This is a genomic window from Shouchella lonarensis (assembly GCF_900096965.1).
Taxonomy (GTDB): Bacteria; Bacillota; Bacilli; order Bacillales; family Bacillaceae_D; genus Shouchella; species Shouchella lonarensis.
Window position 1 is genome coordinate 89,158 of sequence record NZ_FMYM01000001.1, and the last position, 26,066, is coordinate 115,223.

Sequence of the window (26,066 nt, forward strand, 5' to 3'; positions counted from 1 at the left end):
TGAACGTATCATTCATGTTCATTACGGTCGATGTTTATCATACAAAGTAGGTGTCGTTAATTTAGCAAGTTCTTCATAGACAACTTTATTAATAGAAGTGTGAGACACAGCTGCGACATTCTGGCGCAGCTGGTCAACCGTACTTGCACCGACAACAACAGAAGAGACCGGAGGATGCGCTAAGCAATACTGTAGTGCAAGTACAGAACGAGTGAGACCATTTGTGGAAAGGGTGTCTAAGCCCCGCCGAATTTGTGCTAGTTCTTCAGGTGAATAATGTAAATAACCCTTTTTAGCGGCGGTAACAGTTTCTAACGGGCGTGGACTTAAAATCCCTTTTGCTAATGAACCACGAGCGACAACACTCACATCATGCTCAGCTAAAAACGAAAACCATTCTTCTGGACGACGGTCAAGTAAACTATATTGCATCATGACTGTCGCCATGTTTGCATGCTCGACGTAGTGAGAGATGGTGTTTGGGCGAATGGAGGATAGACCGTAAGCACGGATGAGCCCTTCTTTTTTTAGAGATTCAAAAGTGTCAATGACTTCATCCATGTTATCGTCAATTGTCCCACCGTGCAGTTGATACAAGTCGATATAATCAGTTTGCAGACGCGACAAACTTTCCTTTACGGCTGCCAGCAAATGTTTACGAGATGGATCCCATGTCCAGCCATTTTCCCCTTGTTGAAAACGATTCCCTCCTTTTGTTGCAAGAATAACGTCTGAGCGTCTCTTTTTTAACGCTTCTCCAATGAGGCGTTCATTTTCTCCGTAGTCATACAAGTCAGCTGTGTCAATATAATTTATTCCTAAATGTAATGCCTCGTCGATGATGCGTGTGACATTTTTTTTGTTCGTGCCAAACGACATCGCTCCGAGACCTAGCTCACTAACATATAAATCGGATTTTCCTAAGCGTCTTTTTTTCATACATATCTCTCCTCACAATGTTCTTTCCTCTATTATTAACTCGAATATGATGCGAGGACAAGTCATAGCATGTATTAAATGGACGAGGGGAGCGGCAAAGATGGATCATAATCGAAAAAAATTTGTGCGGAAAGCAGCAGAACGGCGAAAGAATGAGATGAAAACCGAAGCACCTGAGACGGGAAAAGAACAAATATCCTCCCCGCTAGAGGTGCATCAGAAGGAGAGAAAGACGTATAGACATCGTTGGTTCATGCAAGCACTGATTGCCGGTTGTTTATTTTTTGCGCTTGGAATTGTGTATGAGCGTGAGGAGGAACCATTTCAAACGGTTCAAGCGTTTGTGGATCAATCATTTGAGCACCAATTCCAGTTTGCTGCAGTTGCCGATTGGTATGAGAAGCAATTTGGTGGTCCACTTCATTTGCTACCAGACCAACGTGCTAGCGAGGAAGAGATATACGATTATGCGATTCCTGCTTCAGGCATTATTGGTGAATCCTCTGCAGAAGACGGGAAAGGAATTTTATTAGAGACGGATGCAGAAGCAATTGTGAAGGCGGTAAAAGGGGGACAAGTGGTCCTTTTATCTAATGATAAAAAAGCGCTCGGTAAAATGATTGAAGTACAGCATCCAGATAAAACGACATCTATTTACGGTATGCTTGATGAAGTGTCTGTAAGTTTATATGATATGATTCCTGCTGGCACGACATTAGGCAAGGTGATGCCAATAGAAGGTGAGCAGACAGGAAAGTTTTACTTCGCATTGCGGCGTGGGGAAGCGTATGTAGACCCAAGTGATGTGATGTCTTTTGAGTAATATGTTAAAAAATATCCGGCTTCATCCGTTGTTCTGGCTTGTGCTTGGAGCGGGTGTCTTTACAGGTCATTTCAAAGAAGTGCTCATGTTATTTATCATTGTTTTTATTCACGAGATGGGGCATGCGTTGACAGCTGTTTATTTAGGGTGGAAAGTGAATAAAATTGAATTATTACCGTTTGGAGGCGTGGCTGAGACAGAAGACAGTGGTGTAAAGCCAATTCGCGAAGAAATGTACATTGTCCTTGCCGGTCCGTTGCAACACATATGGTTGTGCGGGCTTTCTTATATGTTTGTAGGACAGCTTTTTTGGAGTCAATATGATCATCAGTTATTTTTAATGTATAACATGATGATTGTTGGCTTTAATTTGTTGCCAATATATCCGTTAGACGGAGGGCGTCTTGTGCAGCTTGCCTGCCTAGTTATTTGGCCGTATAAGAGGGCATTAATTGTTTCGTTGCATGTGTCATTTTTGTTGTTAATTGTTATGGTTGTTGGGTTACTATTTGTGCCATTCCATTTGAACTTATATGTCGTCGTGCTATTCCTGCTCGTCACACATTACTTGGAGTTTAAACAACGCCATTACCGCTTTGTCCGATTTTTGATGGCCAAAAAGCAAGACGGAAAACAACGAAACGTTCATTGGATTTGCGTGAATCACCATGTTCATGTGCGAGAAGCAGTGGCTTTATTGAAACGGGGGCGAACAAACCGCTTTCGAATCGTTGGACGGCATGGATGTTCGGAGGTGGATGAGCAAATGGTGTTGGCTGCTTATTTTGAACCCGGTAAACGTTCCGCAACATTTGGGGGCTTATTTACATGAACGCATTGCGTTGCGCTCTTTTTTTCACGTACAATAGAGATGCGAGAAAAAAGGAGCGTTTATGTGTATGGAAAAAAAGATTGTTGTTACAAAAGGGAGAAATGGACGAGAGGCGGTCGTACTAGAAGAGGGTGAAGTGGTTGAATGGTTTATCGAACAAGCCCATGCACCTGAACTCGTTGGCAGTGTCTTTATAGGAAAAGTGCAACGTGTGTTGCCGGGAATGCAAGCGGCATTTGTCGATATAGGAATCGGGAAGAATGGCTTTTTGTATCGAGATGAGCTGCTTCGTTTTCATTTAGATCCTGATCCAGTAGAAGTGAAACAACAACGAAAGATTACGCACTATGTGCAACAACATGAGATGGTGCTTGTACAAGTGACGAAAGCAAGCAACGGTGAAAAAGGGCCTCGTTTAAGTGGCGTCATTGCGATTCCGGGGCGTTACCTTGTCTATATGCCAGAAGCAAACTACGTCGCTGTATCTCGTCGAATTAAAGATGAGTCCGTACGGGAACATTTATCGGAGAAGATGACCAATGAGTTGCAACAGCCAGAAGGGCTCATTGTACGGACTGCAGCGGCAGCATGTGAACCGGATATGTTAGCGCAAGAGCTGCATGTATTGCGTACACTATGGTCTCAAACGGTGAAGCCTGTGAATGGAAAAGGAAAGCCAGCGCTTGTGTACCAGGCAGCTTCTATCATAGAAACGCTTGTTACCAATTACGTTGAGGAAACAATTGATGAAGTGGTGCTCGATGATTTGTCCGATTACCGGCTTGTGCAAAAGCTGCTCGGCACCGCACCGCTTATTCAAAAGGTGCGTCTGTATCGTACGCAAGGCTCAACGTTTGCATTGAACGATATTGATCGGCAGTTAGAAAAAGCTCGCCGTCGTCGCATTTGGCTAAAAAATGGGGCATTCATCGTCATTGATGAGACAGAAGCGATGGTGGTCATTGATGTTAACACTGGAAAATTTACAGGAAGTAACGGGTTGGAACAAACTGTATTAGCAGTCAATTGCCTTGCCGCCAAAGAAGTGGCAAAGCAAATTAGGTTACGCAATTTAAGTGGCATGATTGCGATTGATTTTATTGATATGAAAACAGATGAGGAACGAGAAAAGGTACAACAGACATTACTTTCGTACTTGAAAAAAGATCGGGTGCAGACAAGTGTTAAAGGCTTTACGCCGGTCGGTGTGTTGTTCATGACACGAAAAAAAACACGTCTTCCTATGCGAGTGAGTGTATCTATGGACTGTCCATCATGTGCTGGGACAGGTGTTGTTTTAACAGTGGAAGCGCAAGCGTCACAATTTGAGCGTATGCTGTTGATGTACATGAATCAAGAAGTGGAAGCACTCGTCATTGCGGCCACTTCTGAAGCAGCGATGGTTCTACTCGGAGCGAGTGAGTCGGATAAGACGGTGCTTGAACAGCGGATCGGCGCGCATATTTTTGTTGTATACGACGATGCGTTGCCAGTTGCGGCGTGTTATACGCTCGTTTATGCAGGGTCTTTCATCGAGGCGGAGAAGCAGTGGGCGAGTAGGCAAATAACTGATTGACGCTAGCAAATATTTATGCTATGATGGGGAATGTTAGTGAATTGGATCAGCACCCAATGAACTTACAACCGCGCATCGTAGGTTTACAAATGAGTATATGCTCTACCTACATAGATGGCGAGTCTGATGTTATGAGGAGGTGCAAGTGATGTACGCAATCATTGAAACAGGTGGAAAACAAGTCAAGGTTCAAGAAGGTCAAGAAATTTACGTTGAGAAGTTAGACGCAGAAGCTGGCGCTGAGGTGAGCTTTGACAAAGTACTTTTCGTTGGTGGAGATGCTGTGAAAGTAGGTGCGCCATACGTAGAAGGTGCAACAGTAACTGGAACAGTTGAAAAACATGGTCGTGATAAAAAGATCATCGTTTATAAAATGAAGCCAAAGAAAAACTACCGTCGTAAACAAGGTCATCGTCAGCCGTATACAAAAGTTGTCATCGGCAAAATTAACGGGTAATTAAAATGATACGCGTGTGCGTGCAATATAATGAGTATGATGCAATCGCCAGTTTTGACATGCGAGGTCATGCCGAGGCTGGCCCCCATGGACAAGACATCGTTTGTGCGGGTGTTTCAGCTGTCACAATCGGAACGGTCAATGCGATTCACACTTTGTGTGATGTTGATATTGTCACTGATATGACAGATGCGGGTGGACATTTAATGTGTCGTGTGCCTGAAGGATTAACGCCACGAACATATGAAGATGTGCAGCTGTTGTTAAAAAGCATGGTCCTGTCTTTACAAGCGATTGCTGACGTGCATCAAGCATATATGACAGTGGAAATAGATAGGAGGTGACTTTTCATGTTGAGAATGGATCTTCAATTTTTCGCATCGAAAAAGGGAGTAGGGAGCACGAAGAACGGACGTGACTCTCGTTCTAAGCGCCTTGGCGCAAAACGTGCGGACGGTCAAACGGTCACTGGTGGATCAATCTTGGTTCGTCAACGTGGCACACGAATTTACCCAGGGAACAACGTAGGTAAAGGTGGCGACGATACATTGTTTGCAAAAACAGATGGCGTCGTGAAATATGAGCGTGTTGGACGTGACCGGAAGCAAGTAAGTGTGTATCCGGCGTAAATAGTAATGAAAAAGCAGTCTCCTGTATAAGTGGGAGGCTGTTTTTTTGTATTACTCTGGAGAAAAATACCTCGAATGTCGATCATTCGAGGTATATCCTAATCTACTTAATCTCATTACATCCCAGAAGCTTTTTCTCCAATTTCTCCAACAGCGACTCTTCTTCTGATCGGCACAAACTTCCAATATGTCCCGAGACGCCAAATCCATTCCAATGGCCCATACACAAACCGTTTCAACCAAAAATGGCTACATATCATTTGTAACAGGAAGATGGCGAGTGCGAGACCGTATAATTGTAATTCTGAGATGTCGCTAATAAATGTTAAGTTGGAAAAAAATGGGATTTTATTGATGGCAATTGCGGCCGTCCAAAATATGAGCGACTGCGTTAAATAATTCGTAAACGCCATTCGTCCAACCGATTGAAAAGGGACGAGCAACAACCGAACGACTTTCTCACTCGTACCAATCGCTAAAAATAAGAAGATATAACCGGCTGTAACGGTAGCATTTGCAATTCCGCTAATTACCCATGGCATCGAGAAATCAAAGAGTACCATGAAATCTATCGCTTTTCCTGCAATGCCAATGACAAGAAGAATACTCGATGTGATCCAAAGAAACAGCCTTTTGTGCGGTAACTGTGTAAACATCCCAGCTCGGTAGGCGTACATGCCAAGCAACATGAAGCCAAGATGGGATAATGCACCATCTAAAGAGGCGATCATTGAATAGAGAAAGTCAGGTGTAGATTCTGGCAATAGGTCATACATCCCTGTTCCAATACTGACCGGGACCCCAGTAAGATCTTCTATCCAGAATCCTGCCACTGCATAGGTGAAGAATAATAGCCCTACTGTCAAAAGCCATTTTTGTGGAAGTTTTATAAACAAGAGCAGGAGGAATCCTCCGATGGCATACGTAAATAAAATGTCGCCACTCCAAATAAAAAATAGATGGAGCGCACCAAATAGTGCAAGCGTTAGCATACGCCTCAATAAAACAGAGATTGGCTTCGCTTGCCGCTTGCGTAATAAATCATACATGAGTACGGCGCTAATCCCAAACATAAATGCAAACAAAGGACGAGAACTATCGGAAAATAAAATACCGATAATGGAGCCTGCTGTGATTTCAGGGATATAGTCAACCTTCTTGCCATCCTCGTCAGATTTCATATCATCAAGAATTTCTTTGCTACCATCAGCGTATACAACCTTCTCGATGTCGTTAACGACCACGACATCCTCGACAATGGGATTATCGTCGAACTCTTTAATATCCTCATTCCCTATCATAAAAATCAAAGCAGGGATATTACAAAGAAAAATGAATAATAGCGTGATACCCCGCATGCTGTCTAAAACATTGATTCTCCCTAAACTTTGTCCATTCTGATTCATTCGTGTTCCCCCATATTCAAAAGTTTTTCATTGCCTTTAGTATAGATAAAGGCTGAACTTCCTCCCATAGAAACATCTTGCAAAAAGGAGAGGGAACCTTACAATCGTGTAAGAATAGCCACATAATTTTCCATACTATTTAATTGTTAGCGACAATCTTTAAAAAGAGCGCAAAAACATGCTGACGAAACGTTTAAGCGTCTCATCAGCATGTTTTGGTTCTACATCCCAGAAGCTTTTTGTTTGTTGTCTGTAACGACAATCTTTCTTTTCATCGGAACGATTTTCCAGTATGTCCCCATGCGCCAAATCCATTCTAGTGGTCCATATGAAAAACGTTTCAACCAGAAATGGCTAAAGAGTATTTGTAAAAGGAAGATGAATAATCCTAGACCGTATAAGGAAATCTCTGAGATTTCTCCGATCAATCCCCAGCCTGAAAAATACGCGTGTTCTGTGTCGATTGCGAGCATCACACATATGAGTGACTGCAGTAAGTAATTCGTAAAGGCCATTCTTCCAACAGCTTGAAAAGGAATGAGCAACGAACGGACCTTTTTGTTGCTTGTCCCGATGGCCAAAAATAAAAAGATATAACCTGTCGTAACGAGCAAACATGCTAACTGAAGAATTGTAATTGATACGTTGTCAACCATATCGTAGAAAAACAAGGCTTTTACGGTAATCCCGATGATAAGAAAAATAGGAGCACCAATCCAAAGGAGGCGTCTGTTTTTCGGTAAATGTGTAAACAACCCAGCTCGATACGCATACATACCAGGTAGCATATAGGTTAAATCTCCTAAAGCACGGTCAAAGTAGCTTGTCACAACAGAGAAGGATTCAGGTAACATTGAAGAGATGTCTAAAGGGATCCCGATGAGCTGTGCGATATCGTTCCCTGCAATCCCACGAACAAAGAAAAAGATACTTAGTGTCAAAAGCCACTTTTGCGGGATCTTTACAAGCAAGAGCAGCATCAAGCCTGCGATTGCATACGAAAATAAAGCATCGCCACTAAAGATAAACAGTAGATGAATCAAGCCAAATGGTGCCAAGATCAACATGCGTCTAAATAAAATGGGTGTTGGATTTAATTCTCGCTTTTGTAACCGATCATAGAGCAGTACCACACTGATCCCGAACATAAACGCAAATAACGGATAAGAACTATTGGAAAATAAAACATAGGCATTTGTTGTGAGATTGCCCATTGTCGATGGTGTAAAAAATTGGCTGAGATGGACGATGAAGATGAACAAGAGCGTGATGCCCCTTAGGCCGTCCAAAACATCAATTCTTCCCAGCGGTTGTGTATGTTGATTCATTCATATTCCCCCTATGGTTAAAAATTTTCATCAAATCACAACATATTTCATAATGTTTTATATAGTATGATATAACCACCCGCACATTTTTTCTTACAAATACTTCTCTTCAAAAGTAATTGCCAAGCTAGATGTATCACACACATAATACAGTTGCGATGAAAACCATTGTATCATGCCCATGATACAGTTGCAACAAAAAATATTAATCTAAAATAAAATGGGATTTTATACCATGGAGCAGAAAAAATAAACATGCTGACGAAACGTTCAAACGTCTCATCAGCATGTTTTGATTACGTAATTATACTGTGCGCGGCACTAAATTAAAGCAACGCTTATAAAGCCATTTATAGTCTTCTAATGATAAGTCGCGCGGGTTCCCGATCGTTTGTGGATCTTTATACGCTTCTGTCGCCCAGCGATCAACTTGATTAGGATCAACACCTTGTGCTTCGAGGGACGGGATTTCGAGTTCCTCAACTAAGTCATACATATAACGGACCGCTGCTTTTGCCGCTTCTTCCGTTGTCATGTGATCGGTGCGAATGCCAAATGCTTGCGCAATACGGGCGAAGCGCTCTGGTGCACCTTTCCAGTTAAATTCCATGACTGGTCCCATCATCGCAGCAACACATTGCCCGTGGGCAACAGGTACCATGCCACCGAGTGATTGACTCATCGCATGTGCAGCGCCAGCAGACTCACTGCCGTAAGAAAGACCAGCAAGCATTGCCGATTGTGCCATGCCGTAACGTGCTTCAAGGTCAGCCCCATCAGCGAATGCGCGGCGAATGTAAGTAGCTGCATATTCAATCGCAAGTAACGCAACGGCATCTGTCACTGGTTGAGCATATTTCATTGTATAACACTCGACTGCGTGCGCAATTGCATCAATCCCTGTCATTGCCGTCACGTGAGGAGGCATGGACGTGTGTAATTTTGGATCAATGATTGTCAAGTGTGCTGCAATTAGCGGTCCACCTGTGTTGAACTTGTATTCACGCGCTTCATCCGTGATGACCGCCCACTGTGTCACTTCAGAACCTGTCCCGGCTGTTGTTGGGATCGTCACAAGTGTTGGAATCCGGTTTTCAAGCGGCTTCTTTCCTTCAGCTGCTTCGTAATCTAAGACAGTGCCTTCATGTGTGACTTCAACGCCAATCGCCTTCGCTGTATCCATTGATGAACCACCACCAACGGCAACAAGACCATCACAACCTGTTTCTTTATAGAGCGCAGAACCTTTTGCGACAAGGCGTGTCGGTGGGTTTGGCTCGACTTTGTTGAATAGAACGATCTCGATACCTGCTTCTTTTAAGCTTGCTTCAACGGGTGCAGTAACACCGGCGTTGTAAATGCCAGGATCGGTCACGAGTAACACTTTTGTAGATTGTAATGCCTTCACTTCCGCACCTAAATGACGGATGGAATCAATTCCGTGTTTAATTGCCGTTGGTACTTCAAATGTATGATAACCTAACATTGATTCTACTTTCATATGCATTGCCATTTGTATCTCTCCCTTATTTATGTGTATATTAGCCGAACCAGCCAACTGGTTGTGGGTTCGTATTACGGAAAATGTGTTTTACTTCGGTATACTCTTCAAGGCCAATCTTGCCAAGCTCGCGACCGAATCCAGATTGTTTGTAGCCACCCCATGGCGCTTGCGCGAAATAAGGATGGAAATCGTTAATCCACACTGTGCCCATACGCAGACGGCTTGCGACAAACTCCGCTTTCTCAATATTTGTTGAGAAGACCGCTCCAGCGAGGCCGTAAATCGTGTCATTTGCTTTTACAATCGCTTCTTCTGTTGTTTCGAATGTCTCGATCGTTAACACAGGGCCAAAGATTTCTTCTTGAACAATGCGCATGTCATTTGTACAGCCAGTGAAAATGGTTGGTTCTAAGAAGAAACCATCTTGTAAAGCCGGATCGTCTGGGCGTTTACCACCGAGTACAACGGTTGCGCCTTCTTGTTTGCCGATCGCAATGTAAGATTCAACTTTTGCGCGGTGTTCAGCAGAAATAAGTGGACCTGATTGCGTGCCTTCGTCAAAGCCATTGCCAAGTTTAATGTTTTTCGCGCGTTCCACGAGTGCGGTCACAAATTTGTCGTGCAATGACGCTTCCACAAGCAAACGAGAGCCAGCAGAACACACTTGTCCAGCATGGAAGAAGACAGCGTTTAATGCCTGATCAACAGCGGTGTCAAAGTCACTGTCAGCAAATATAATGTTCGGATTTTTACCACCGAGTTCGAGTGCGATTTTCTTCACATTACTGCTTGCCGCTTGCATGATCGTTTTTCCAGTCTCAATCCCACCTGTGAAGGAGACAAGGTCGACATCAGTGCTTTCTGCAAGTGGGGCACCGACGTCTTTTCCGTTTCCAAGAACGAGATTGACGACCCCTTTTGGAAATCCGATCTCATCAAAAAATTCGAAGATCTTTACTGTCGTCAGGGGTGTGATTTCACTTGGTTTAATGACGAGTGTGTTTCCTGCTGCAAGGGCCGGTGCGAGTTTCCAAGCGGCTTGTAAGAGTGGATAATTCCACGGTGTAATTAACGAGCATACGCCGATCGGTTCGCGAACAACTTTGCTGATCGAATTCGGTATCGGGCTTGGAATAAGTTCGCCACCATCTTTATCGGCAAGTCCAGCAAAATAAAAGAAGACATTCGCAATATCAGCCATGTCGGCACGACTTTCTTCAATTGTTTTTCCTGTGTCTAACGTTTCAAGGCGCGCAAGTTCCTCGGCATGTTCTTTCACTTTTTCGCCGATGAGACGGACTTTTTCGCCCCGTTCGTTCGCAGGCGTATTTGCCCACTCACCATCGTCGAATGCTTTTCTTGCTGCGGCAATCGCTTTGTCACTATCCATTTTTGATCCTTCGGCAGCAGTTGCGACCTGTGACTGGTCAAATGGGTTGATGATTGTGCGTGTGGCATGGTTGCTTGCTTCAACCCATGCGCCATTAATGTACATAGAAAGTTGCATAAACTCCACCCTTTCGATACGTTTAATACATATTAAACAAATAGTATGTAAATCATCTTAACACGGCAAGGGGGATGTGTCAAATCCCCTTTTTTGGGAAGCGTGAAAGCAATTCCTCAGCTAATTGACCGTGACGAAATTGCTCAACAAGTAGGTCGAGGAATTCATAATAAGCAAGAGAAGCAGTGATCGTTTTTAATGTGCGTTCAGCTTCTTGTTGTACGTCAAGCGGGGTGTTTGAATCAGTCATTAAGGCTTCGTACTCAGGAATTGCTGCATGAATTGCTTCAACATTGACAGCGCGTTCGCGTTCCCACCGCCGGGTAAAGAATGTCGTAAAAAAGTGGAAAAAATCTTTTTCTGCTTCGTATAAGTCTTTTCGTTCGCCTTTTCGATAAACACGATGAATCAACTTTTCTTCCAGCAGTTTGCGGACACCAAGGCTCATGCTGCCTTTGCTCATGCCTAATTCGTCTCGTAATTGATCAAGTGTCATTGGTCCATCATGTAAATAAAGGGTAGCATACAACTGACCGATGGAGCGGTTTACACCGTAAATATCCATCGTATCAGCAATCCCGTCTTTAATATGTGCATGTGCTTTTGCTAGTGATTGTTGTGCTATTTCCTTGTTATTCACCAATATTCCTCCTGCCCGTCATATTAGCGTTAGTATAGCGTGTCTATCAAGGAAGCGCAATAGTTGACATTGTGGATCAGTATGTTAGGATGGGTGCTGCATAGATTTAACTTGTTTAAAATTATTTGCATATACGGAGGGGAAACAATGAATAAAAAGTGGACAGCGATCATTGCTGCAAGCAGTGTGCTATTTGTTACTGGTTGCAATGCGGCAGAAAAAACGGACGGAGAGGAAAAAGAAGCGATTGAGCTTGTGTATGTAGCATGGGAGTCAGAGGTTGCCTCAAATCATGTTATAAAAGAAGCACTTGAACAAGCAGGTGTGGATGTCACTTTAACAACCGTGGAACAAGGCATCATGTGGTCGAGTGTAGCTGAAGGGAAAGCAGATGGGTTTGTGGCAGCTTGGTTGCCCAATGATATGAAGAGTGATTATGAGACGTATGGGGATAAAGTGGAGGATTTAGGTGCAAATCTTGAAGGAGCAAAGACAGGATTAGCTGTCCCAGCATATATGGATATCGAAAGCATCGCAGATTTACATTCGGATGTTGTTACTGAAATTACCGGCATTGACGCCGGCGCGGGAATTATGACGACAACAGAAGAAGTGGTGGAGGCATATGGGTTAGAAGGAATAACGCTCATTGCCAGTACAGATGCGATGATGACAGCACAACTTGATAGCGATTATCAAAAAGAAGAACCAATTGTTATTACGGCTTGGCAGCCGCACTGGAAATTCCAGTCGTATGACTTGAAATTTTTAGAGGACCCAAAAGGTATTTATGAAGCAAATGGGGAAATTCGCACGATGGTGCGTCACGGGTTGAAAGAAGATGCCCCGATTAGCTACAAAGTGCTTGATCAATTTTATTGGACACCGGAAGAAATGAATGAAGTGATGTTGCTCATGGAAGAAGACGGACTCACGCCGGAAGAAGCAGCAAAGAAATGGGTGAACGACAATCAAGCGCGTGTTGATGAATGGTTGGTAGGTATAAAAGAAAGCGCAGCATAATTCTCTAAACGTCCTTTTGTAGGGCGTTTTTTCGTGTCCAGTTGGATCTTTTTGACATGAAACTGTATTTTCACTAAGTAAGCAAATATGCTATGATAGGCAAGATGAGTTTGTAGGAAAGAAGGATCGCAATGGAACAGATGATTTATTTAGATAATAGCGCGACGACACGTCCTTACGAGGAAGTGCTCTCTTTATATACGAAAATTGCGAGGGAATACTTTGGCAATCCCTCTTCATTGCATACGTTAGGGATGGAGGCGGAGCGTGTACTGACACATGCGCGTGAGCGAGTAGCCGCGTATTTGCTCTGTCAGCCGGATGAATTATTATTTACATCAGGAGGGACCGAGGCAAACGGTCTCGTTATTCATGGTGTCGTTCAGGCGAAGCAGCAAGAACAGGCTCATATCATTGCGACAACGATGGAACATGCGTCTGTTTATGAGTCATTAAAGCAATTAGAAGCGACAGGTGTGCACGTCACGTACATTGCACCAAATGCCGATGGGCACATGACAGTTGAGGCGATTGAACAAGCAATTCGACCGGAAACCGTACTTGTGACGATCGGTCATGTGCAAGGTGAGCTTGGTTCCGTGCAACCAATTGCTAAGATCGGGGCAATGTTGGCGCGTTATCCAACGATTCGGTACCATGTTGATGCCGTACAAAGTTTGACCAAAGTTGCGTTCTCGTTAGTAAATATTGATTTCCTTACGATTTCCGCTCATAAAGTGCACGGATTAAAAGGGACAGGCGCATTATTTGTCCGTAATCGCAAATGGTTGCGTGCCCTATATTATGGGGGATCGCAAGAACAGCGCTTGCGTCCAGGTACAGAAAATGTCGCCGGTGCAGCAGCATTTGCCAAAGCAATTTGGCAAACAGAAGCACGTCGTCGCGTCGAAGAAGGGCATTTGCAAATGCTTCAGCAAATGTTATGGGAAGGGTTAGAACCCATTTCTGGTATTGTGCGTAATACCCCGATGACTGGGGCTGCACCGCACATTTTGAATGTTTCTGTACCGGGAATCAAAGCGGAAGTGCTCGTTCAAGCGCTAGGTCAGGAAGGTATTTATGTGTCGACACAATCGGCGTGCTCCACGAAGACAGGGAAACCGAGTCGCGTTTTGTTAGGGGCTGGCTTTCCACTTGACCGTGCGAATAGTGCGATCCGATTCAGTTTCTCATATGAAACGACGACAGAAGACATCCAGACGTGTATAGCGGTCTGTAAAAGAGTCATTCCGCAATTAATAGAGGTGATTTCATGAATATAGATCATATTTTAATTCGTTACGGTGAGCTTGCGTTAAAAGGAAAAAATCGCGGTTCATTTGAAAAATTGTTATTAGCCAACATTCGCCGAGCGTTGGCTCACTGCGAAGGCGTCAAAGCGCGCCGAACGTTTGGACGTATTGTCGTCGAACTGAACGGTGTTGCGCACGAGCCTGTAGTTGAAGCGTTAGCACCTGTATTCGGGATTCATTCCTACAGTTTGGCGCTTCGCGTAGAAAATGACGTAGAAGCGATGCAACGTGGTGCGCTCTTTATGTTAAATCAGCATCCCGAAGCAAAGACATTTAAAATTAGTGCGCGCCGAGCGTACAAGCCTTTTCCGACTGATTCGCAAACGCTCAATCATCTTGTTGGTGGCTATGTGCTAAAAGCAAAAGATGGGGCGATTGCGGTCAATGTTCATACCCCGGATGCAAATATTAACGTTGAAGTACGGGAATCGGGCACATACATTACGTCAGGTGCATTTGCAGGAGCGAAAGGGTTACCTCTTGGTTCAAGTGGGAAGGTTTTGCATATGCTCTCAGGTGGGATTGATTCGCCAGTTGCCGCACATTTACTGATGCAGCGCGGTGCGGAGCTGGAGATGATTCATTTTCACAGCCCGCCATATACGAATGAACGAGCCAAGCAAAAGGTACTTGACCTCGTCCGGATTTTAACGAAATACGGGGGTGAAATGACCGTCCATCTTGTCCCTTTTACCGATATCCAAACGCATATTCACCAAAAAGTCCCTAGTAGTTATGAAATGACGATCATGCGACGAATGATGCTACGTATTGCCGAGAAAATTGCCATTGAGCGTGGGATTTTAGCGATCTCAAATGGAGAAAGTTTAGGACAAGTTGCTTCTCAAACATTGGCAAGCATGCACACGATTAATGAAGTGACAAATGTACCTGTTCTTCGCCCACTTTTAGCAATGGATAAAGAAGTTGTCATCGGGAAAGCAAAACAAATAGGTACGTATGAAACATCTATCTTGCCGTTTGAAGATTGTTGCACAATCTTTCTCCCTTCTGATTCAAAAACAAAGCCAAAGCGTACGAACGCTGCAAGATATGAACAACATGTCGAGGTTGAAGAAAAGTGTAACGCAGCAGTGGCAGAAACTGAGCGACTAACGATTGCGACTCGTACAGCTAAAAATGAAATTGAACAGCTATTTTAAGCCTCTATAAATACGTCCGGCATGTTTCGTTTTTTATAAAAATTTACCAAGTTTTTTTGTGTATGTTCTTCTCACTTTCGCGCATTCTAGTAGTACCGAAGGAGGTGAGACACATGGCAAACAGCTTAGTAACACCTGGTGCGCAACAAGCTATTGATCAAATGAAGTATGAAATCGCTTCTGAATTCGGTGTAACACTTGGTCCTGATTCAACTTCTCGTGCGAACGGGTCTGTAGGTGGAGAAATCACGAAGCGCCTTGTTGCAGCAGCAGAGCAGCAACTTGGTGGGTATCACAAATAATGATATAAAGCATGACTGAAGGACAAGGTCTCCCTTGTCCTTTTGTATGTTCATTTGGGGGAACGGTTTCATACATAGAGATGTTTGTGGTACGATAATGGATGAAGTGATTAATGGAGAAAGGTTGTGTTGTCATGCAAGCAAGACGTTGGGTCGCTCTTGGTTTGGGCGTATTTATTTTACTCATTTCGCTCATAACAAAATTTGCTTTCTCATCTACAGATGAGGCAGGAGGGGGTCTGCTTGATGAGTATGAAAAAGAGGTTGTACGTGACGGGAAGATGACGGGGCATATTGCTTTACTTGAAGTAAAGGGAACTATTCTCGATACAGAAGAGACTTTTTTTGGTGGAACAACGTATGATCATAAGATGTTTTTAAACATGTTAGACGATGCGATGGAAGACAATGACGTGAAGGGTATTTTAGTCTCTGTTGATACACCAGGTGGTGGTGTGTTAGAAAGTGCTGAGATCCATACCGCGATCACAAAGGCACAGGAACAATATGATAAGCCAGTTTACATATCTATGGGGAATACGACTGCTTCTGGCGGATATTACTTAGCTGCATCAGCGGATAAAATTTTTGCCTATCCACAAACAATTACTGGGTCAATCGGTGTCATTATGAGCACGATGAATGTAAGTGGCTTGCTAGATGAACTTGGCATTGAGGAAAAAGTTTATAAGAGTGGCGAGCATAAAGATATCATGTCACCAACACGCCCTGCTACAGAAGCAGATGATGACATTTTACAGACAATTGTGGACGAGTACTATGAGGAATTTGTTCGTGTTGTTGCAGAAGGACGCGACTTCTCTGTGGAGCAGGCGCGATCGCTTAGTGACGGTCGAATATATACTGGCAAGCAAGCAGTGGAAGTAGGGCTTGTAGACGAATTGGGTTCACTTGATGATACCATCGAGCAAATGCGAGAAGATATCGGTGCATATCAAGTATTTGCTTATAACCAAACCTATGGATTTGGTAGCTTATTTGGCGTCAAAGCACCGCGTATTTTTAATAACAATTTAGACCAACAAGTGTTAGAAGGCGTTTTTGATGATCGTTATCCGCGTGCTTTTTATCTTTTGCATCATCCAGAGGTAACACGTTAGCATGAAGGGGGAAATAGGTATGGACCATAGTGTACAAAAACTCTCTCATCGACGTTTAGCGACGCATCGACGTTTGCGGGGGCATACGGTACCTGCATCGTATGATCAGGAGCAAGGTACTGTAGAGGTTATGCAAACAGTGCGTTACGCTGGTTTTTGGATGCGTCTATGGGCGTTCTTATTTGATACAATGATTTTATCCGCATTGAGTGGTGCGATAATAGGAACGTGGTTGACGCCAGCTGCTTTTGTTTCTAATGGCTGGGGGATGTACTCATTTATAGCAGCGATCGTCTATGGACTGGTCACTTTTGCTTATTTTGCGCTGATGACAAAGTGGTGCGGTCAGACGTTAGGAAAGATGTTGTTCGGTTTACGCGTCATTCGTACAAATGGACACGCACTAACATGGGGAGACGTATTTTTTCGTGAAGGAATGGGGCGTCTCATTCAACAATCGTTTGCGTTGCTCTATATCATGTATTTGGTTGTCGCTTTTACACCGAAAAAGCAAGGGATTCACGACTTCTTTGCAGATACATGTGTTGTTTTTTGCGATTCTCTAAGATGTTGATTAAGAAGTGTTTAGAGAGATAAACGAACCAATTGTTCATGGTTCGTTTATTTTTTTTATAAATGCATACGCTACATGTGGAGTAGGAAGGGTGATACGGCGTGAATGCATGGTATTGGACTGTACTTATTGTGGGGATCGTGACCATATTCATCGTGATGCTTTGTTTGTCTCGCATCGTGATTACTTGTACATATCGGCATGTGGCCAAAGATGATTTATTACAGTTAAAAGTGCAGTTATGGCGCTTCACAATATATAAATTCGAGACACCAATGATTCATTTTAACGAGGTACAGCAGTCAGTCACGTTTACAGAAGAATCCGAGTCTGCTGGTGCAGATAAGACAGAGAAGAAAAAGTGGACATGGCATACAATGATTCATTTTTGGCGCGATAGCCGTAGGATGCTTAAGCAAGTAGTTGATTTAAAAGGAAAAGTATATGCTTTTTTAGCTCATGTGACAGTCCAATCATTTTCATGGCGTACAGAATTAGGCACAGGTGATGCAGCAAGCGCGGCGAAGATTGCTGGTTTACTTTGGGGAGTGAAGGGAAGTTTATGTGGTTATCTCGGGACAAAATTAAAATGGCAAAAACCACCGAATTTGATCGTCGTTCCCCATTATCAGGCGGCAGGGTGGGCTGTATCATTTTCATGCATAGTCTCCTTTCGCCTCGGACACGCTATACGTACAGGAATCAAATTGATACGTGCACGAAAGGCGCATGCACAGTCATCAAATGATTCATATCAAACCGGATAGATCGTCGGCAGAAGTAGGGGGTTATCTCTACTTCCTGTATTGATGTGAAAATCAGAAGGAGAGATCATGATGTCTAATCATCCAATTGAAGGACTAATGAGAACGGCGATGGAAAATATTAAAGCAATGGTCGACGTCAATACGATTGTTGGCGACCCAGTGGAGACACCAGATGGCAGTGTAATTATGCCAGTCTCAAAAGTAGGATTCGGTTTTGCAGCAGGAGGAAGTGAATTTTATATAGAAGGAAAAGAGGGAGAAGAAGGTCAACATCACCCGTTTGGTGGTGGAAGTGGCGGCGGGGTGTCAATTACGCCTATTGCTTTTTTGGTCGTAAACAGTCACGGGGTGAAGATGGTACATTTAGATGGATCCACCCATTTGTATGAAAAGTTACTGGACTTAGCGCCACAAGCATGTGAGAAAATCCAACGCATGCTAAAGTGTGATCATGATGCATGTGAAACAAAACAAGAAAGTGGACAGCCCCCAATTTAATCGTATGAGGAAAGAAAGCAATTAGAAAAAATGGTTGACGTGCGCCTTAAGGCATGATATATTTATTCATGTCGAAAGTGCTCTTTGCGAGTACAGCAAGGCGTACAGTGCCGGTGTGGCGGAATTGGCAGACGCGCACGACTCAAAATCGTGTTCCTTTGGAGTGTCGGTTCGACCCCGACCACCGGTATATTTAGGCTATTTTAGTTCACTTTAGGTTGAATTAAAGAGCCAATAAGAAATGCCCCAAACCCTAGATATATAGGCGTTTGCGGGCATTTTTTGTTGGCGCAAATTACTGGGCAGGTTGAGACAGATTAACCCTGGATTTAAAAACTTTTTACACCAATTTTACACATGGACTTAGCTGTATCGGCGCATCTCTTCAAAAGTTTGAGCGGTTCCTTGCTCATCAGCTTCTCTCAATTCTCGAATGATGTGGGCGTAATATTTGAGGGTGGTCTCTATATCTTTGTGTCCTAAACGTTCGCTCACATAATAAATGGATATTTTTTTGTAGAGCAAAATGCTGGCGTGTGTGTGTCGTAGCCCGTGAAAACTAATGGGGTTTATACCAAAATCACTCAGGATTTTTCTGAGCAGTTTGTTGGCATTTCCGTTGCTAATTACTTTATACTTTGATTTAGGGCTGTAGAAGACTAGCTGATGAATATTAGTTGGAGTTGTTTGGAATAGCTTTTTAAACGTCTGCATCGTTTTGCTATCTATAAGGATGACTCGCTCCGATTGAATATTCTTAGTTGGTCCGAAGCCCTTGTGCATTTTCTCCAGGTATCCCCACGTTGTTGATGGTGATTTTGTTTTTGGTAAAGTCGAAGTCCTTTCTAGTCAAGCCGACTAACTCACCGAAACGCAACCCTGAAGTTAATGCAAGTAGTATTAAGTAATATCCAAGTCCTTGATCTAAGCGCTTATATAATTCGCACAGTAAAGTTTGACTTTCAGAGTAATTTAAGTGTTTTTCGCTCGGTTTTTTTGCAGGAACAGCTGCTGCTAATACAACTTTGCGCGTGAAATCGGTTTGTATGATGCCTTCATCAATAGCCTATTGAACACAGGCTCGAATATGGATGTGGACTTTTTCGACGGTTTCTTTCGACCGAGTAGAGCCATATTTATTTAGAAATTTCTGATAGTCGCGTTTCCGGATGTGTTGAATAGGGTGGCTTCCAAAATGATCTTTGATTGCTTTGAGAGTGTAATGGTAATGTTCTTTTGTGCTTTTAGTTATTGCTGGAGCTTTATATATATCAAACCAGTCTTGGAAATAAGAGTCAAAAGGCTCAAGTTTTAAATGTGGGGTAATGCCTTTTAATTTCAGTTTGGACTCTACTTCGAGCGCTGCGGCTTCTGCCTCTGCTTTTGTTCTAAACCCACCCTGTCTAATTGGATCCTGTTTCCCGTTTACCATCCGACTGATATGATACTGCCATGTTTTCCCTCTTTTATAAAATGTGGCCATTTTTTCTCACCTTATCCTTCTTTCAGGATTATCGTCTTGATCAAATTTCTAATGTTGAATTTCTTTTAAGTTGCTTTTCGACCTCAAAAGCGGCCCTTTCGGCATCCGTCTTTGTCTTAAAGCCGCTTTTAATTATCTGTGATCGTGTTCCATCTACTGTGCAGGAAATCCGATACTGGCAATTTTTGTGTTTTAACCTTATAGCCCTTGGAAAGCGGCAGATTATGCGGTGAAACATGGGAAAAAGCCTAACTCTTCCTTTCAAGTGTACAATAAAAATTGTACTAATTTTGTCTCTCAAGCTGTAAATGCAGGTGGAAAAGGGGAAATAAAGCCAAAAAGTGTGAAAAGAGGCGTCACAAAAACTACTAATTATTGGTATAATGATAACTACACTGATTGTGGTGTTAGCGCAAATAGCTGTTATATGCGCGACAAGGTTTCTACGTCCTGGATAAGAGTTGTTGATTTCTACACTTACTGGACGAAGACAAGGAAGATGAAGTCAACGACAAGTTCCAGTGTAAAAACAATTGAAAACACGCAAGTGTGGGAGATGTGATTCAATTTCAAAATAATAATGGATGGTTTCATTCTGTTATTGTAAACCGAAAATACAAAGGTGAAGTATATGTTTTTTCGAATACGGCTAATTACTCCAACCATAAATTTAAAGACCGCGTAAAAAAAGGGTCTTTTAAAAGCTATAGGGTTATTAAAATTCGATGATTGTGATTTGAAATCAACCTTAAGGAGCCTGCGATGACACGTAATAAAGGGATTGTTTATTTTCTGGGGGTAGTTGTTGCTTTTGTTGTTATTTGGATGGTTTATTCTATTAATCAATCTCCAAAATGGGTTGGATTTTCCGATGATGACATGTGGAAAGTGGATTACAACAGGGATATGGGCTCTCCAAAGGGAGAGTGGGCTGGAACGTTATATTGGATGAAAAAGGAGGAGGTTCGTCTACTTGGAATTGAGCTTATTGAAGATGGCGAAATCACGCATGAGATTGATTATCTTGAGGAAGGCAGATCCCCCGAAGAAAGCCGGATGAAGGAGAGTAATAACAAACTTACGTATTTGACCAGTGCAGGGCTAATTTTCAAAAATGAGATGAGTGTGAAATTAAAGGTTCGCTGGGACAACGGGCAAGGGGAGCATGAAGACACAATTGAATTGTTTCCCAAAAAGCGATTTTTTGTCGTTCCAGTGTTAGACAACTTAGAGGACTCATAACTTTTTGATTCGTACACAAGCCTCGCCCTTTTGGGCGAGGTTATTTTCTTAGAGGTGATGATGGTGAGCAAAGGAAAGAAATGCGCATTGATAATTTTGATCATTTTACTTGTGATCGGGTTAGCAACAGGGGCCTTGCCAGTGGCGCTGATTTTATTGTGGGAATTCACAGGCATATACCTCCCGCTCATTATAGGCTCTCTTGTGCTCGGTGGCGTATTGCCATTTGTGAGAAATAAGAGCAGGTGGTTGTTGGCAGTGGCCTTGCTGTCTATCGTGGGATGTGGCGCGAGTTATATTTACCAAAGAATGGGCTTCAAATAAAAGCGCAGAAATAGCGATGAACACGGTTAACAATGAATTTGTTGGGGTAGAAAGTGTTGAAGTAACAGAGGTCGTTTATGCTAGAATAAAAGGGCACTTCGTGGTTTCAGGTTATGTGAATGATGACAGTGATTTTGATTTCACAGTTGAGGTGAATGTGACCCGGTCAAGCAAAATTGTAGAGTGGTGAAACTATTGGCCTTTTAAGGGGCTCGAGAAATTCTTGACACATACTTTTAGGTTGGTAGTTTATTGACGTATAGGTTGATTTTCTGATAAAATAATCACTATAGGTCAATTTGCGGATGATGAAGCTTTATTAAACTATGTATTTAAGGATTAAGGAGGACATTATGTCTAACGAGCGAATAACAGAGAATTTAGTACGGGATTATCTTCGAAAATTTGATTATTATAGTCCAGATAATGATATCCGTGTAGAGGAACAAAAAAGTGAAATTCAATCTGTAAAAAAACTACTTAAGGGCGCCAGTAAATCTGGAAAAGGCGGAATAGGATCGCCAGAGTTTATTATTTCCTCTGTAAAAGCGCCTGACTTTCTAGTTGTAATCGAATGTAAAGCTAAGGTTCAAGATCATGAAAGTCCTAATAGAGATGAACCAGTAAAATACGCTGTCGATGGAACGCTTCACTACGCAGAAAAACTTTCAAAAGAATATAACGTAATTGCGGTAGCAGTAAGCGGTCAAACTGACGCTAGTTTAAAAGTGTCTACATTTATACATACAAAGGGTGGAGATAGCCCTAAGGAATTAATTACAAAGGCTAATAGACCAATAAAACAAATTATTCCTTGGAATGATTATATTGAGCATGGGACATTTGATCCCGATGTGCAAAGAATGAGATTTAATGAGTTAATGGCGTTTTCTCGTACTCTTCATGAGTTTATGCGTGACCATGCTAAACTTACCGAAAATGAAAAGCCGTTATTGGTTAGTGGGACGCTAATAGCATTATATAATAGTGCATTTGCTAAGAGTTTTGATGAATATGACCCAGAACAATTACAAAGACAGTGGTTACACTTTATTACAGAAGAAATTAATAAAGCTAACATTCCGAACTCAAAAAGGAATAATATGACACAGCCCTATTCATCAATAGCTGTTCACCCTGAACTAGGAAAGGCTACTAAAGCTTATCCAAAAGGCGTCTTACATGAATTGATTAAGATGCTAAATGAAAAGGTATGGCCCTTTATAAGTGTCTATCATGATTTTGATGTAGTTGGACAGTTTTACGGGGAATTCCTTAAATATACTGGTGGTGACAAAAAGGCACTGGGAATAGTCTTGACTCCAAGGCATATTTCTGAGCTATTTACATTGATAGCAAATCTTAAAAAGGACAGCAGAGTATTAGATTTTTGCTGTGGAACAGGTGGATTCCTAGTTTCTTCTATGAATGCCATGATGAAACTTGCCATTACCGAAGCTGAAAAAGAAAAAATAAAATCGGGATGTCTAGTAGGTGTTGAGCAACAACCAAGTATGTATGCCTTGGCTGCTTCAAATATGATATTACGTGGGGATGGTAAAGCAAATTTATATCAAGGTAGTTGTTTTGAACCTGCAATTGTTAAAGCATTAAAAGTACATAACTGTGATGTGGGGATGATTAATCCACCTTACTCTCAGTCAGATGAGGACTTACATGAGCTTGTGTTCGTGCGAGATATGCTAAATTGCCTTGTTAAGGGTGGAACCGGTGTTGCTATTGTACCGATAACCTGTGCAACTTCACCCCATATTATCAGGGAGGAAATTCTTAAACACCATACTTTAGAAGCTGTAATGTCAATGCCAGGTGAACTGTTTTATCCAGTGGGCACTGTAACATGTATTATGGTCTTTACCGCTCATGTACCTCATGAAGATTCAAACAAAAAAACATGGTTCGGATATTGGAGAAATGATGGTTTCGTTAAGACTAAGCATAGGGGAAGAATAGATCTTAAGGAAACGTGGCCTTCAATTAGGGACAGTTGGGTAGAGGCATTTCGAAATAGGGATGAAATCCCCGGTCTAGCGGTGAAAAGACAAGTTGATCAAAATGATGAATGGTGTGCAGAGGCTTATCTTGAGACGGATTATTCTACATTATCCGCTAAAGATTTTGAAGATGAGGTTAAAAAATATGTTGTATATCGAATGATAAACGAAATAGACGTGACGACAGTAGATGAAGAGGGTATGGAAGATGAAGATACTGAGTGAATTGTTTGAGATAACATATGGAAACCAATTTGATTTCAATAAGATGAAAGTGCTAGAAAATGAAAAGGAAGGGGTAAACTTTGTCGGTCGTTCAAGCCAAAATCATGGTGTTACTGCCAATGTTAAGAGGTTAGAAGAAATTGAACCTTTTGAGGCGGGGCTTATAACCGTTGCATTAGGCGGTACGCTTTCATCGTTTGTTCAAGAAAAGCCTTTCTATACTGCACAAAATGTGGCTGTTTTAAAACCGTTACAAGACATGATTTTTGAAGAAAAGGTTTTTTACTGTATTTGTATACGGCATAATAGATTTCGATACAGTGCATTTGGAAGAGAAGCTAACCGTACACTCAAAGATTTGGTGGTCCCATCAATGAATGAAATCCCTGAATGGGTAACTATTACTCCGCATCGTGATCTATTCGAGTTAAGGAAACCAATGATATCAAAGAGGCCTAGATTAGACACAAGTGAGTGGTCTTGGTTTGAGTTAAGTGAATTATTTGATGTGAAAAAGGGGAAACGTCTTACTAAAGCAAATATGACTGAAGGGGACACGCTCTTTATCGGGGCTGTTGACAAGAACAATGGTGTAACTGCAAAGGTAGGACAAGAACCTATACATAAAGCAAATACTATAACCGTAAATTATAATGGGTCAGTTGGAGAAGCATTTTATCAACCAGAGCCATACTGGTGTTCCGATGATGTTAATGCTTTATATCCTAAATTTGAGTTGAATCCATATATAGCGTTATTTCTTAACACAGTAATTAGGCAAGAGAAATACCGTTATAATTACGGACGTAAATGGCATTTACAACGTATGAAGCCCACAAAAATTAAACTTCCTGTAGATGGGAAAGGTATTCCTGATTGGGATTACATGGAAAGGTTTATCAAGAGTCTAGATTTGTCAGGTAATATTTTGTAGAACTAATCGGGAAATGTCGCTTCGTGGACGGAGACCGAGAGAGAAATGGGAACATTTTTCAAGGAACCGCTTCTCCCATCATGAGAGCATGGTGACTTACTTTTCCGACTTTCGGCACCCTCATTGCGTATGATGTACTCATCATGGCATGCGTGGTAGGTGCTTTTTATTTTGAGGAGTGATGTGCGAGAGTTTTTTTAATTGTTTCTGATGATCCATCAAGTCCCCTAATTTCTGGTAGAAAAGTGTCCGTTTTTATGTGGCGAAATTGGTCTATTTGAGTTTAGCAGTTACAAAAGCGTTGATTGCCTTCGAAAATAAAGCTTCCAGGAGGTAGATTTTGTACCAAAAAAAGCATGGTTGCGAATCTACGTAGATCTCTCAGTGTTACATATGAAAACGAAAACGTATTACGATAAGAAAAAAATTATACTTAGCAGGTGACATGAATGACAAACTTCAGGAAAATCATTCGGCTATATCATATGGACGGTTCGGTTGACGGGCGCTGGATGTGTGACCTTTCGAATTGGACGGGCAAGGCATATAAGATACCACGCACCTGTCTCAAAAAATGCGACGAGCGTGACGACCTCCGAACGCCTGGCATCTACTTTTTGTTCGGAATTGATGAAGAGACTAATAGACAGTCTGTTTACGTTGGGGAGAGCGAAGATGTTTATACACGGCTCACACATCACTTCAAAGATAAAGATGAAGGCTACTGGACAGAAACCATTGCCTTCGTATCGAAAGACGATCACCTGAATAAAGCGCATATAAAATATCTTGAACATCAATTGTACTCCATCATGAAAGAAGCACAGAGATACACTGTTAGAAATGGGAGCGTTCCTAGAAAGTCTGTCGTATCCGAGATAGAACAGGCCGAACTTGAAGAGTTTATGTCCAATGTCAAGCTACTGGTTAGTACTCTCGGTCATCGTGCGTTTGATCCGCTTCGTGAAAAAGAGGGATCGACTTCTAATAGCACTTTTCATTTCATCCGAAGTCAGGGAAAAGGTGGGAAAGCGGAAGGGCAAATGACTAATGAAGGCTTCGTTGTAATGAAAGGTAGTTATATAAGTCCTACGGTGGCTGATTATGTTCCCAAAGGCACTAAAGAAGCAAGGAAGAAACACGCCGCGATTATCGATGAAAACAGCATTTTACAAGAGGATGCTCTCTTTTCGAGTCCTTCATCCGCATCCTCGTTCGTATGCGGGAAAAACTCAAATGGATGGGTCGATTGGAAAACTGCTGAAGGCAAGACGTTGAGGGAGGTTGAAGACAGCAAGTTAACTTAATAGTGCTATATTCTTTCTGTACATCTACATTTGATTCAATTCCCCAGGTCACTGTTTAATTAAACGTCATGTGTTCGCATTTAATCTTTCGTAGAATGCCGTGATTGAAAAAGGCCTTCCTTTTTCGTATTTTA

General features: G+C 42.3%; 29 protein-coding genes, 1 tRNA gene, 1 pseudogene and 1 other annotated feature. Of the genes and pseudogenes, 22 read left to right on the forward strand and 9 right to left on the reverse strand.

All coding sequences use genetic code 11. The features are described 5' to 3' along the window. Nucleotides 1-21: 21 nt before the first annotated feature. Nucleotides 22-939, reverse strand: a complete 918-nt coding sequence (locus BLT29_RS00425; RefSeq protein WP_090774340.1) for an aldo/keto reductase — start codon at nucleotides 937-939, stop codon at nucleotides 22-24. Between the two features lie 100 nt (nucleotides 940-1,039). Here BLT29_RS00425 and BLT29_RS00430 point away from each other — a divergent pair, with 100 nt between their 5' ends. From BLT29_RS00430 to rpmA, 6 genes are all read left to right on the forward strand, one after another. Further along, nucleotides 1,040-1,762 (forward strand): M23 family metallopeptidase, encoded by a 723-nt coding sequence (locus BLT29_RS00430; RefSeq protein ID WP_176763715.1) that lies wholly within the window; start codon nucleotides 1,040-1,042, stop codon nucleotides 1,760-1,762. Nucleotide 1,763: 1 nt separating this feature from the next. Next, on the forward strand, nucleotides 1,764-2,594 hold the full coding sequence (locus BLT29_RS00435; protein WP_245700983.1) for a M50 family metallopeptidase: 831 nt from the start codon (nucleotides 1,764-1,766) through the stop codon (nucleotides 2,592-2,594). A gap of 67 nt (nucleotides 2,595-2,661) precedes the next feature. Beyond that, nucleotides 2,662-4,170: an Rne/Rng family ribonuclease gene (locus BLT29_RS00440; protein ID WP_176763716.1), complete on the forward strand. Its 1,509-nt coding sequence runs from the start codon at nucleotides 2,662-2,664 to the stop codon at nucleotides 4,168-4,170. 56 nt (nucleotides 4,171-4,226) lie between these two features. Continuing rightward, nucleotides 4,227-4,305, forward strand: a sequence feature (ribosomal protein L21 leader region). A 13-nt stretch (nucleotides 4,306-4,318) separates the two neighbouring features. Then, nucleotides 4,319-4,627: a 50S ribosomal protein L21 gene (gene rplU / locus BLT29_RS00445; protein ID WP_090774344.1), complete on the forward strand. Its 309-nt coding sequence runs from the start codon at nucleotides 4,319-4,321 to the stop codon at nucleotides 4,625-4,627. A 5-nt stretch (nucleotides 4,628-4,632) separates the two neighbouring features. Beyond that, entirely contained in the window at nucleotides 4,633-4,971 is a 339-nt protein-coding gene (locus tag BLT29_RS00450) for a ribosomal-processing cysteine protease Prp (protein ID WP_090774345.1), read from the forward strand. Between the two features lie 6 nt (nucleotides 4,972-4,977). Next, complete coding sequence (rpmA, locus tag BLT29_RS00455) at nucleotides 4,978-5,256, forward strand: 50S ribosomal protein L27 (RefSeq protein ID WP_090774346.1); 279 nt, start codon at nucleotides 4,978-4,980, stop codon at nucleotides 5,254-5,256. 116 nt (nucleotides 5,257-5,372) lie between these two features. Here rpmA and BLT29_RS00460 read toward each other — a convergent pair whose 3' ends face one another. The 5 genes from BLT29_RS00460 to BLT29_RS00480 form a co-directional block, all read right to left on the reverse strand. Beyond that, nucleotides 5,373-6,662 (reverse strand): DUF418 domain-containing protein, encoded by a 1,290-nt coding sequence (locus BLT29_RS00460; protein WP_090774347.1) that lies wholly within the window; start codon nucleotides 6,660-6,662, stop codon nucleotides 5,373-5,375. Nucleotides 6,663-6,883: 221 nt separating this feature from the next. Further along, a complete protein-coding gene (locus BLT29_RS00465; protein ID WP_090774348.1) occupies nucleotides 6,884-7,990 on the reverse strand; it encodes a DUF418 domain-containing protein in 1,107 nt (368 codons plus the stop codon). Nucleotides 7,991-8,294: 304 nt separating this feature from the next. Beyond that, entirely contained in the window at nucleotides 8,295-9,503 is a 1,209-nt protein-coding gene (gbsB, locus tag BLT29_RS00470; protein ID WP_090774349.1) for a choline dehydrogenase, read from the reverse strand. 28 nt (nucleotides 9,504-9,531) lie between these two features. Further along, the gene (gene betB, locus BLT29_RS00475; protein ID WP_090774350.1) at nucleotides 9,532-11,001 is read right to left on the reverse strand and encodes a betaine-aldehyde dehydrogenase; all 1,470 of its coding nucleotides are present in this window, start codon (nucleotides 10,999-11,001) and stop codon (nucleotides 9,532-9,534) included. 79 nt (nucleotides 11,002-11,080) lie between these two features. Then, nucleotides 11,081-11,641, reverse strand: coding sequence for a GbsR/MarR family transcriptional regulator (locus BLT29_RS00480; RefSeq protein WP_090774351.1), 561 nt, complete (start codon nucleotides 11,639-11,641; stop codon nucleotides 11,081-11,083). A 147-nt stretch (nucleotides 11,642-11,788) separates the two neighbouring features. On the opposite strand from BLT29_RS00480, the gene BLT29_RS00485 reads away from it, so the two are divergent. The 9 genes from BLT29_RS00485 to BLT29_RS00525 all read left to right on the forward strand — a co-directional run bounded on the left by BLT29_RS00485 (nucleotide 11,789) and on the right by BLT29_RS00525 (nucleotide 18,592). Continuing rightward, nucleotides 11,789-12,664 carry a glycine betaine ABC transporter substrate-binding protein gene (locus BLT29_RS00485; protein ID WP_090774352.1) on the forward strand — a complete coding sequence of 292 codons (876 nt, stop codon included), beginning with the start codon at nucleotides 11,789-11,791 and terminating at the stop codon, nucleotides 12,662-12,664. A gap of 131 nt (nucleotides 12,665-12,795) precedes the next feature. Continuing rightward, on the forward strand, nucleotides 12,796-13,941 hold the full coding sequence (locus tag BLT29_RS00490) for a cysteine desulfurase family protein (protein ID WP_245700951.1): 1,146 nt from the start codon (nucleotides 12,796-12,798) through the stop codon (nucleotides 13,939-13,941). Beyond that, a complete protein-coding gene (thiI, locus tag BLT29_RS00495; RefSeq protein ID WP_090774353.1) occupies nucleotides 13,938-15,140 on the forward strand; it encodes a tRNA uracil 4-sulfurtransferase ThiI in 1,203 nt (400 codons plus the stop codon). The genes BLT29_RS00490 and thiI overlap by 4 nt, the downstream gene beginning before the upstream one ends. Before the next feature lie 113 nt (nucleotides 15,141-15,253). After that, on the forward strand, nucleotides 15,254-15,442 hold the full coding sequence (locus BLT29_RS00500; RefSeq protein ID WP_090774354.1) for an alpha/beta-type small acid-soluble spore protein: 189 nt from the start codon (nucleotides 15,254-15,256) through the stop codon (nucleotides 15,440-15,442). Between the two features lie 113 nt (nucleotides 15,443-15,555). Then, on the forward strand, nucleotides 15,556-16,563 hold the full coding sequence (sppA, locus tag BLT29_RS00505; protein ID WP_090774355.1) for a signal peptide peptidase SppA: 1,008 nt from the start codon (nucleotides 15,556-15,558) through the stop codon (nucleotides 16,561-16,563). Between the two features lie 19 nt (nucleotides 16,564-16,582). Continuing rightward, nucleotides 16,583-17,137, forward strand: a complete 555-nt coding sequence (locus BLT29_RS00510) for an RDD family protein (protein WP_245700953.1) — start codon at nucleotides 16,583-16,585, stop codon at nucleotides 17,135-17,137. A 101-nt stretch (nucleotides 17,138-17,238) separates the two neighbouring features. Next, the gene (locus tag BLT29_RS00515; protein ID WP_090774356.1) at nucleotides 17,239-17,904 is read left to right on the forward strand and encodes a DUF2953 domain-containing protein; all 666 of its coding nucleotides are present in this window, start codon (nucleotides 17,239-17,241) and stop codon (nucleotides 17,902-17,904) included. A 69-nt stretch (nucleotides 17,905-17,973) separates the two neighbouring features. After that, nucleotides 17,974-18,402 (forward strand): GerW family sporulation protein, encoded by a 429-nt coding sequence (gene ytfJ, locus BLT29_RS00520; RefSeq protein ID WP_090774357.1) that lies wholly within the window; start codon nucleotides 17,974-17,976, stop codon nucleotides 18,400-18,402. A gap of 109 nt (nucleotides 18,403-18,511) precedes the next feature. After that, a tRNA-Leu gene (locus BLT29_RS00525) sits at nucleotides 18,512-18,592 on the forward strand. A gap of 173 nt (nucleotides 18,593-18,765) precedes the next feature. On the opposite strand, the gene BLT29_RS13960 is transcribed toward BLT29_RS00525, so the two are convergent. The 3 genes from BLT29_RS13960 to BLT29_RS13970 all read right to left on the reverse strand — a co-directional run bounded on the left by BLT29_RS13960 (nucleotide 18,766) and on the right by BLT29_RS13970 (nucleotide 20,123). Further along, nucleotides 18,766-19,116 (reverse strand): tyrosine-type recombinase/integrase, encoded by a 351-nt coding sequence (locus tag BLT29_RS13960; protein WP_367576272.1) that lies wholly within the window; start codon nucleotides 19,114-19,116, stop codon nucleotides 18,766-18,768. 352 nt (nucleotides 19,117-19,468) lie between these two features. Beyond that, the gene (locus tag BLT29_RS13965; protein ID WP_090774358.1) at nucleotides 19,469-19,885 is read right to left on the reverse strand and encodes a tyrosine-type recombinase/integrase; all 417 of its coding nucleotides are present in this window, start codon (nucleotides 19,883-19,885) and stop codon (nucleotides 19,469-19,471) included. A 40-nt stretch (nucleotides 19,886-19,925) separates the two neighbouring features. Next, nucleotides 19,926-20,123 (reverse strand): Arm DNA-binding domain-containing protein, encoded by a 198-nt coding sequence (locus tag BLT29_RS13970; protein ID WP_090774359.1) that lies wholly within the window; start codon nucleotides 20,121-20,123, stop codon nucleotides 19,926-19,928. On the opposite strand from BLT29_RS13970, the pseudogene BLT29_RS13975 reads away from it, so the two are divergent. From BLT29_RS13975 to BLT29_RS00570, 7 genes and pseudogenes are all read left to right on the forward strand, one after another. Next, a pseudogene (locus tag BLT29_RS13975) lies at nucleotides 20,097-20,447 on the forward strand (amidase domain-containing protein); the annotation flags it as partial. The gene BLT29_RS13970 and the pseudogene BLT29_RS13975 sit on opposite strands and share 27 nt — an antisense overlap. A gap of 200 nt (nucleotides 20,448-20,647) precedes the next feature. Then, a complete protein-coding gene (locus BLT29_RS00550) occupies nucleotides 20,648-21,127 on the forward strand; it encodes a hypothetical protein (protein ID WP_090774361.1) in 480 nt (159 codons plus the stop codon). A 63-nt stretch (nucleotides 21,128-21,190) separates the two neighbouring features. Continuing rightward, nucleotides 21,191-21,451, forward strand: a complete 261-nt coding sequence (locus BLT29_RS00555) for a hypothetical protein (RefSeq protein WP_141769820.1) — start codon at nucleotides 21,191-21,193, stop codon at nucleotides 21,449-21,451. Nucleotides 21,452-21,467: 16 nt separating this feature from the next. Then, nucleotides 21,468-21,641 carry a hypothetical protein gene (locus BLT29_RS13215; RefSeq protein WP_176763717.1) on the forward strand — a complete coding sequence of 58 codons (174 nt, stop codon included), beginning with the start codon at nucleotides 21,468-21,470 and terminating at the stop codon, nucleotides 21,639-21,641. A 163-nt stretch (nucleotides 21,642-21,804) separates the two neighbouring features. Next, entirely contained in the window at nucleotides 21,805-23,691 is a 1,887-nt protein-coding gene (locus tag BLT29_RS00560) for an HsdM family class I SAM-dependent methyltransferase (protein ID WP_090774363.1), read from the forward strand. Further along, complete coding sequence (locus tag BLT29_RS00565) at nucleotides 23,675-24,625, forward strand: restriction endonuclease subunit S (protein WP_090774364.1); 951 nt, start codon at nucleotides 23,675-23,677, stop codon at nucleotides 24,623-24,625. Before BLT29_RS00560 ends, BLT29_RS00565 begins: the two co-directional genes overlap by 17 nt. A 449-nt stretch (nucleotides 24,626-25,074) precedes the next feature. Continuing rightward, nucleotides 25,075-25,932: a GIY-YIG nuclease family protein gene (locus tag BLT29_RS00570; RefSeq protein ID WP_090774365.1), complete on the forward strand. Its 858-nt coding sequence runs from the start codon at nucleotides 25,075-25,077 to the stop codon at nucleotides 25,930-25,932. Nucleotides 25,933-26,066: the final 134 nt, after the last annotated feature.

What these genes read in the sequence shown, in the direction of transcription:
- betB (WP_090774350.1), bottom strand. Translation starts at nt 11,001, where the DNA reads ATGCAACTTTCTATGTACATTAATGGCGCATGGGTTGAAGCAAGCAAC.
- BLT29_RS00500 (WP_090774354.1), top strand. Translation starts at nt 15,254, where the DNA reads ATGGCAAACAGCTTAGTAACACCTGGTGCGCAACAAGCTATTGATCAA.
- gbsB (WP_090774349.1), bottom strand. Translation starts at nt 9,503, where the DNA reads ATGGCAATGCATATGAAAGTAGAATCAATGTTAGGTTATCATACATTT.
- BLT29_RS00490 (WP_245700951.1), top strand. Translation starts at nt 12,796, where the DNA reads ATGGAACAGATGATTTATTTAGATAATAGCGCGACGACACGTCCTTAC.
- BLT29_RS00560 (WP_090774363.1), top strand. Translation starts at nt 21,805, where the DNA reads ATGTCTAACGAGCGAATAACAGAGAATTTAGTACGGGATTATCTTCGA.
- BLT29_RS13215 (WP_176763717.1), top strand. Translation starts at nt 21,468, where the DNA reads ATGAACACGGTTAACAATGAATTTGTTGGGGTAGAAAGTGTTGAAGTA.
- rplU (WP_090774344.1), top strand. Translation starts at nt 4,319, where the DNA reads ATGTACGCAATCATTGAAACAGGTGGAAAACAAGTCAAGGTTCAAGAA.
- BLT29_RS13965 (WP_090774358.1), bottom strand. Translation starts at nt 19,885, where the DNA reads ATGGCCACATTTTATAAAAGAGGGAAAACATGGCAGTATCATATCAGT.
- BLT29_RS00450 (WP_090774345.1), top strand. Translation starts at nt 4,633, where the DNA reads ATGATACGCGTGTGCGTGCAATATAATGAGTATGATGCAATCGCCAGT.
- BLT29_RS00550 (WP_090774361.1), top strand. Translation starts at nt 20,648, where the DNA reads ATGACACGTAATAAAGGGATTGTTTATTTTCTGGGGGTAGTTGTTGCT.
- BLT29_RS00440 (WP_176763716.1), top strand. Translation starts at nt 2,662, where the DNA reads ATGGAAAAAAAGATTGTTGTTACAAAAGGGAGAAATGGACGAGAGGCG.
- BLT29_RS00425 (WP_090774340.1), bottom strand. Translation starts at nt 939, where the DNA reads ATGAAAAAAAGACGCTTAGGAAAATCCGATTTATATGTTAGTGAGCTA.
- BLT29_RS00485 (WP_090774352.1), top strand. Translation starts at nt 11,789, where the DNA reads ATGAATAAAAAGTGGACAGCGATCATTGCTGCAAGCAGTGTGCTATTT.
- BLT29_RS13960 (WP_367576272.1), bottom strand. Translation starts at nt 19,116, where the DNA reads ATGCAGACGTTTAAAAAGCTATTCCAAACAACTCCAACTAATATTCAT.
- sppA (WP_090774355.1), top strand. Translation starts at nt 15,556, where the DNA reads ATGGAGAAAGGTTGTGTTGTCATGCAAGCAAGACGTTGGGTCGCTCTT.
- BLT29_RS00435 (WP_245700983.1), top strand. Translation starts at nt 1,764, where the DNA reads ATGTTAAAAAATATCCGGCTTCATCCGTTGTTCTGGCTTGTGCTTGGA.
- BLT29_RS00570 (WP_090774365.1), top strand. Translation starts at nt 25,075, where the DNA reads ATGACAAACTTCAGGAAAATCATTCGGCTATATCATATGGACGGTTCG.
- BLT29_RS00460 (WP_090774347.1), bottom strand. Translation starts at nt 6,662, where the DNA reads ATGAATCAGAATGGACAAAGTTTAGGGAGAATCAATGTTTTAGACAGC.
- BLT29_RS00430 (WP_176763715.1), top strand. Translation starts at nt 1,040, where the DNA reads ATGGATCATAATCGAAAAAAATTTGTGCGGAAAGCAGCAGAACGGCGA.
- BLT29_RS00510 (WP_245700953.1), top strand. Translation starts at nt 16,583, where the DNA reads ATGGACCATAGTGTACAAAAACTCTCTCATCGACGTTTAGCGACGCAT.
- rpmA (WP_090774346.1), top strand. Translation starts at nt 4,978, where the DNA reads ATGTTGAGAATGGATCTTCAATTTTTCGCATCGAAAAAGGGAGTAGGG.
- BLT29_RS00565 (WP_090774364.1), top strand. Translation starts at nt 23,675, where the DNA reads ATGAAGATACTGAGTGAATTGTTTGAGATAACATATGGAAACCAATTT.
- thiI (WP_090774353.1), top strand. Translation starts at nt 13,938, where the DNA reads ATGAATATAGATCATATTTTAATTCGTTACGGTGAGCTTGCGTTAAAA.
- BLT29_RS00465 (WP_090774348.1), bottom strand. Translation starts at nt 7,990, where the DNA reads ATGAATCAACATACACAACCGCTGGGAAGAATTGATGTTTTGGACGGC.
- ytfJ (WP_090774357.1), top strand. Translation starts at nt 17,974, where the DNA reads ATGTCTAATCATCCAATTGAAGGACTAATGAGAACGGCGATGGAAAAT.
- BLT29_RS13970 (WP_090774359.1), bottom strand. Translation starts at nt 20,123, where the DNA reads ATGTTTCACCGCATAATCTGCCGCTTTCCAAGGGCTATAAGGTTAAAA.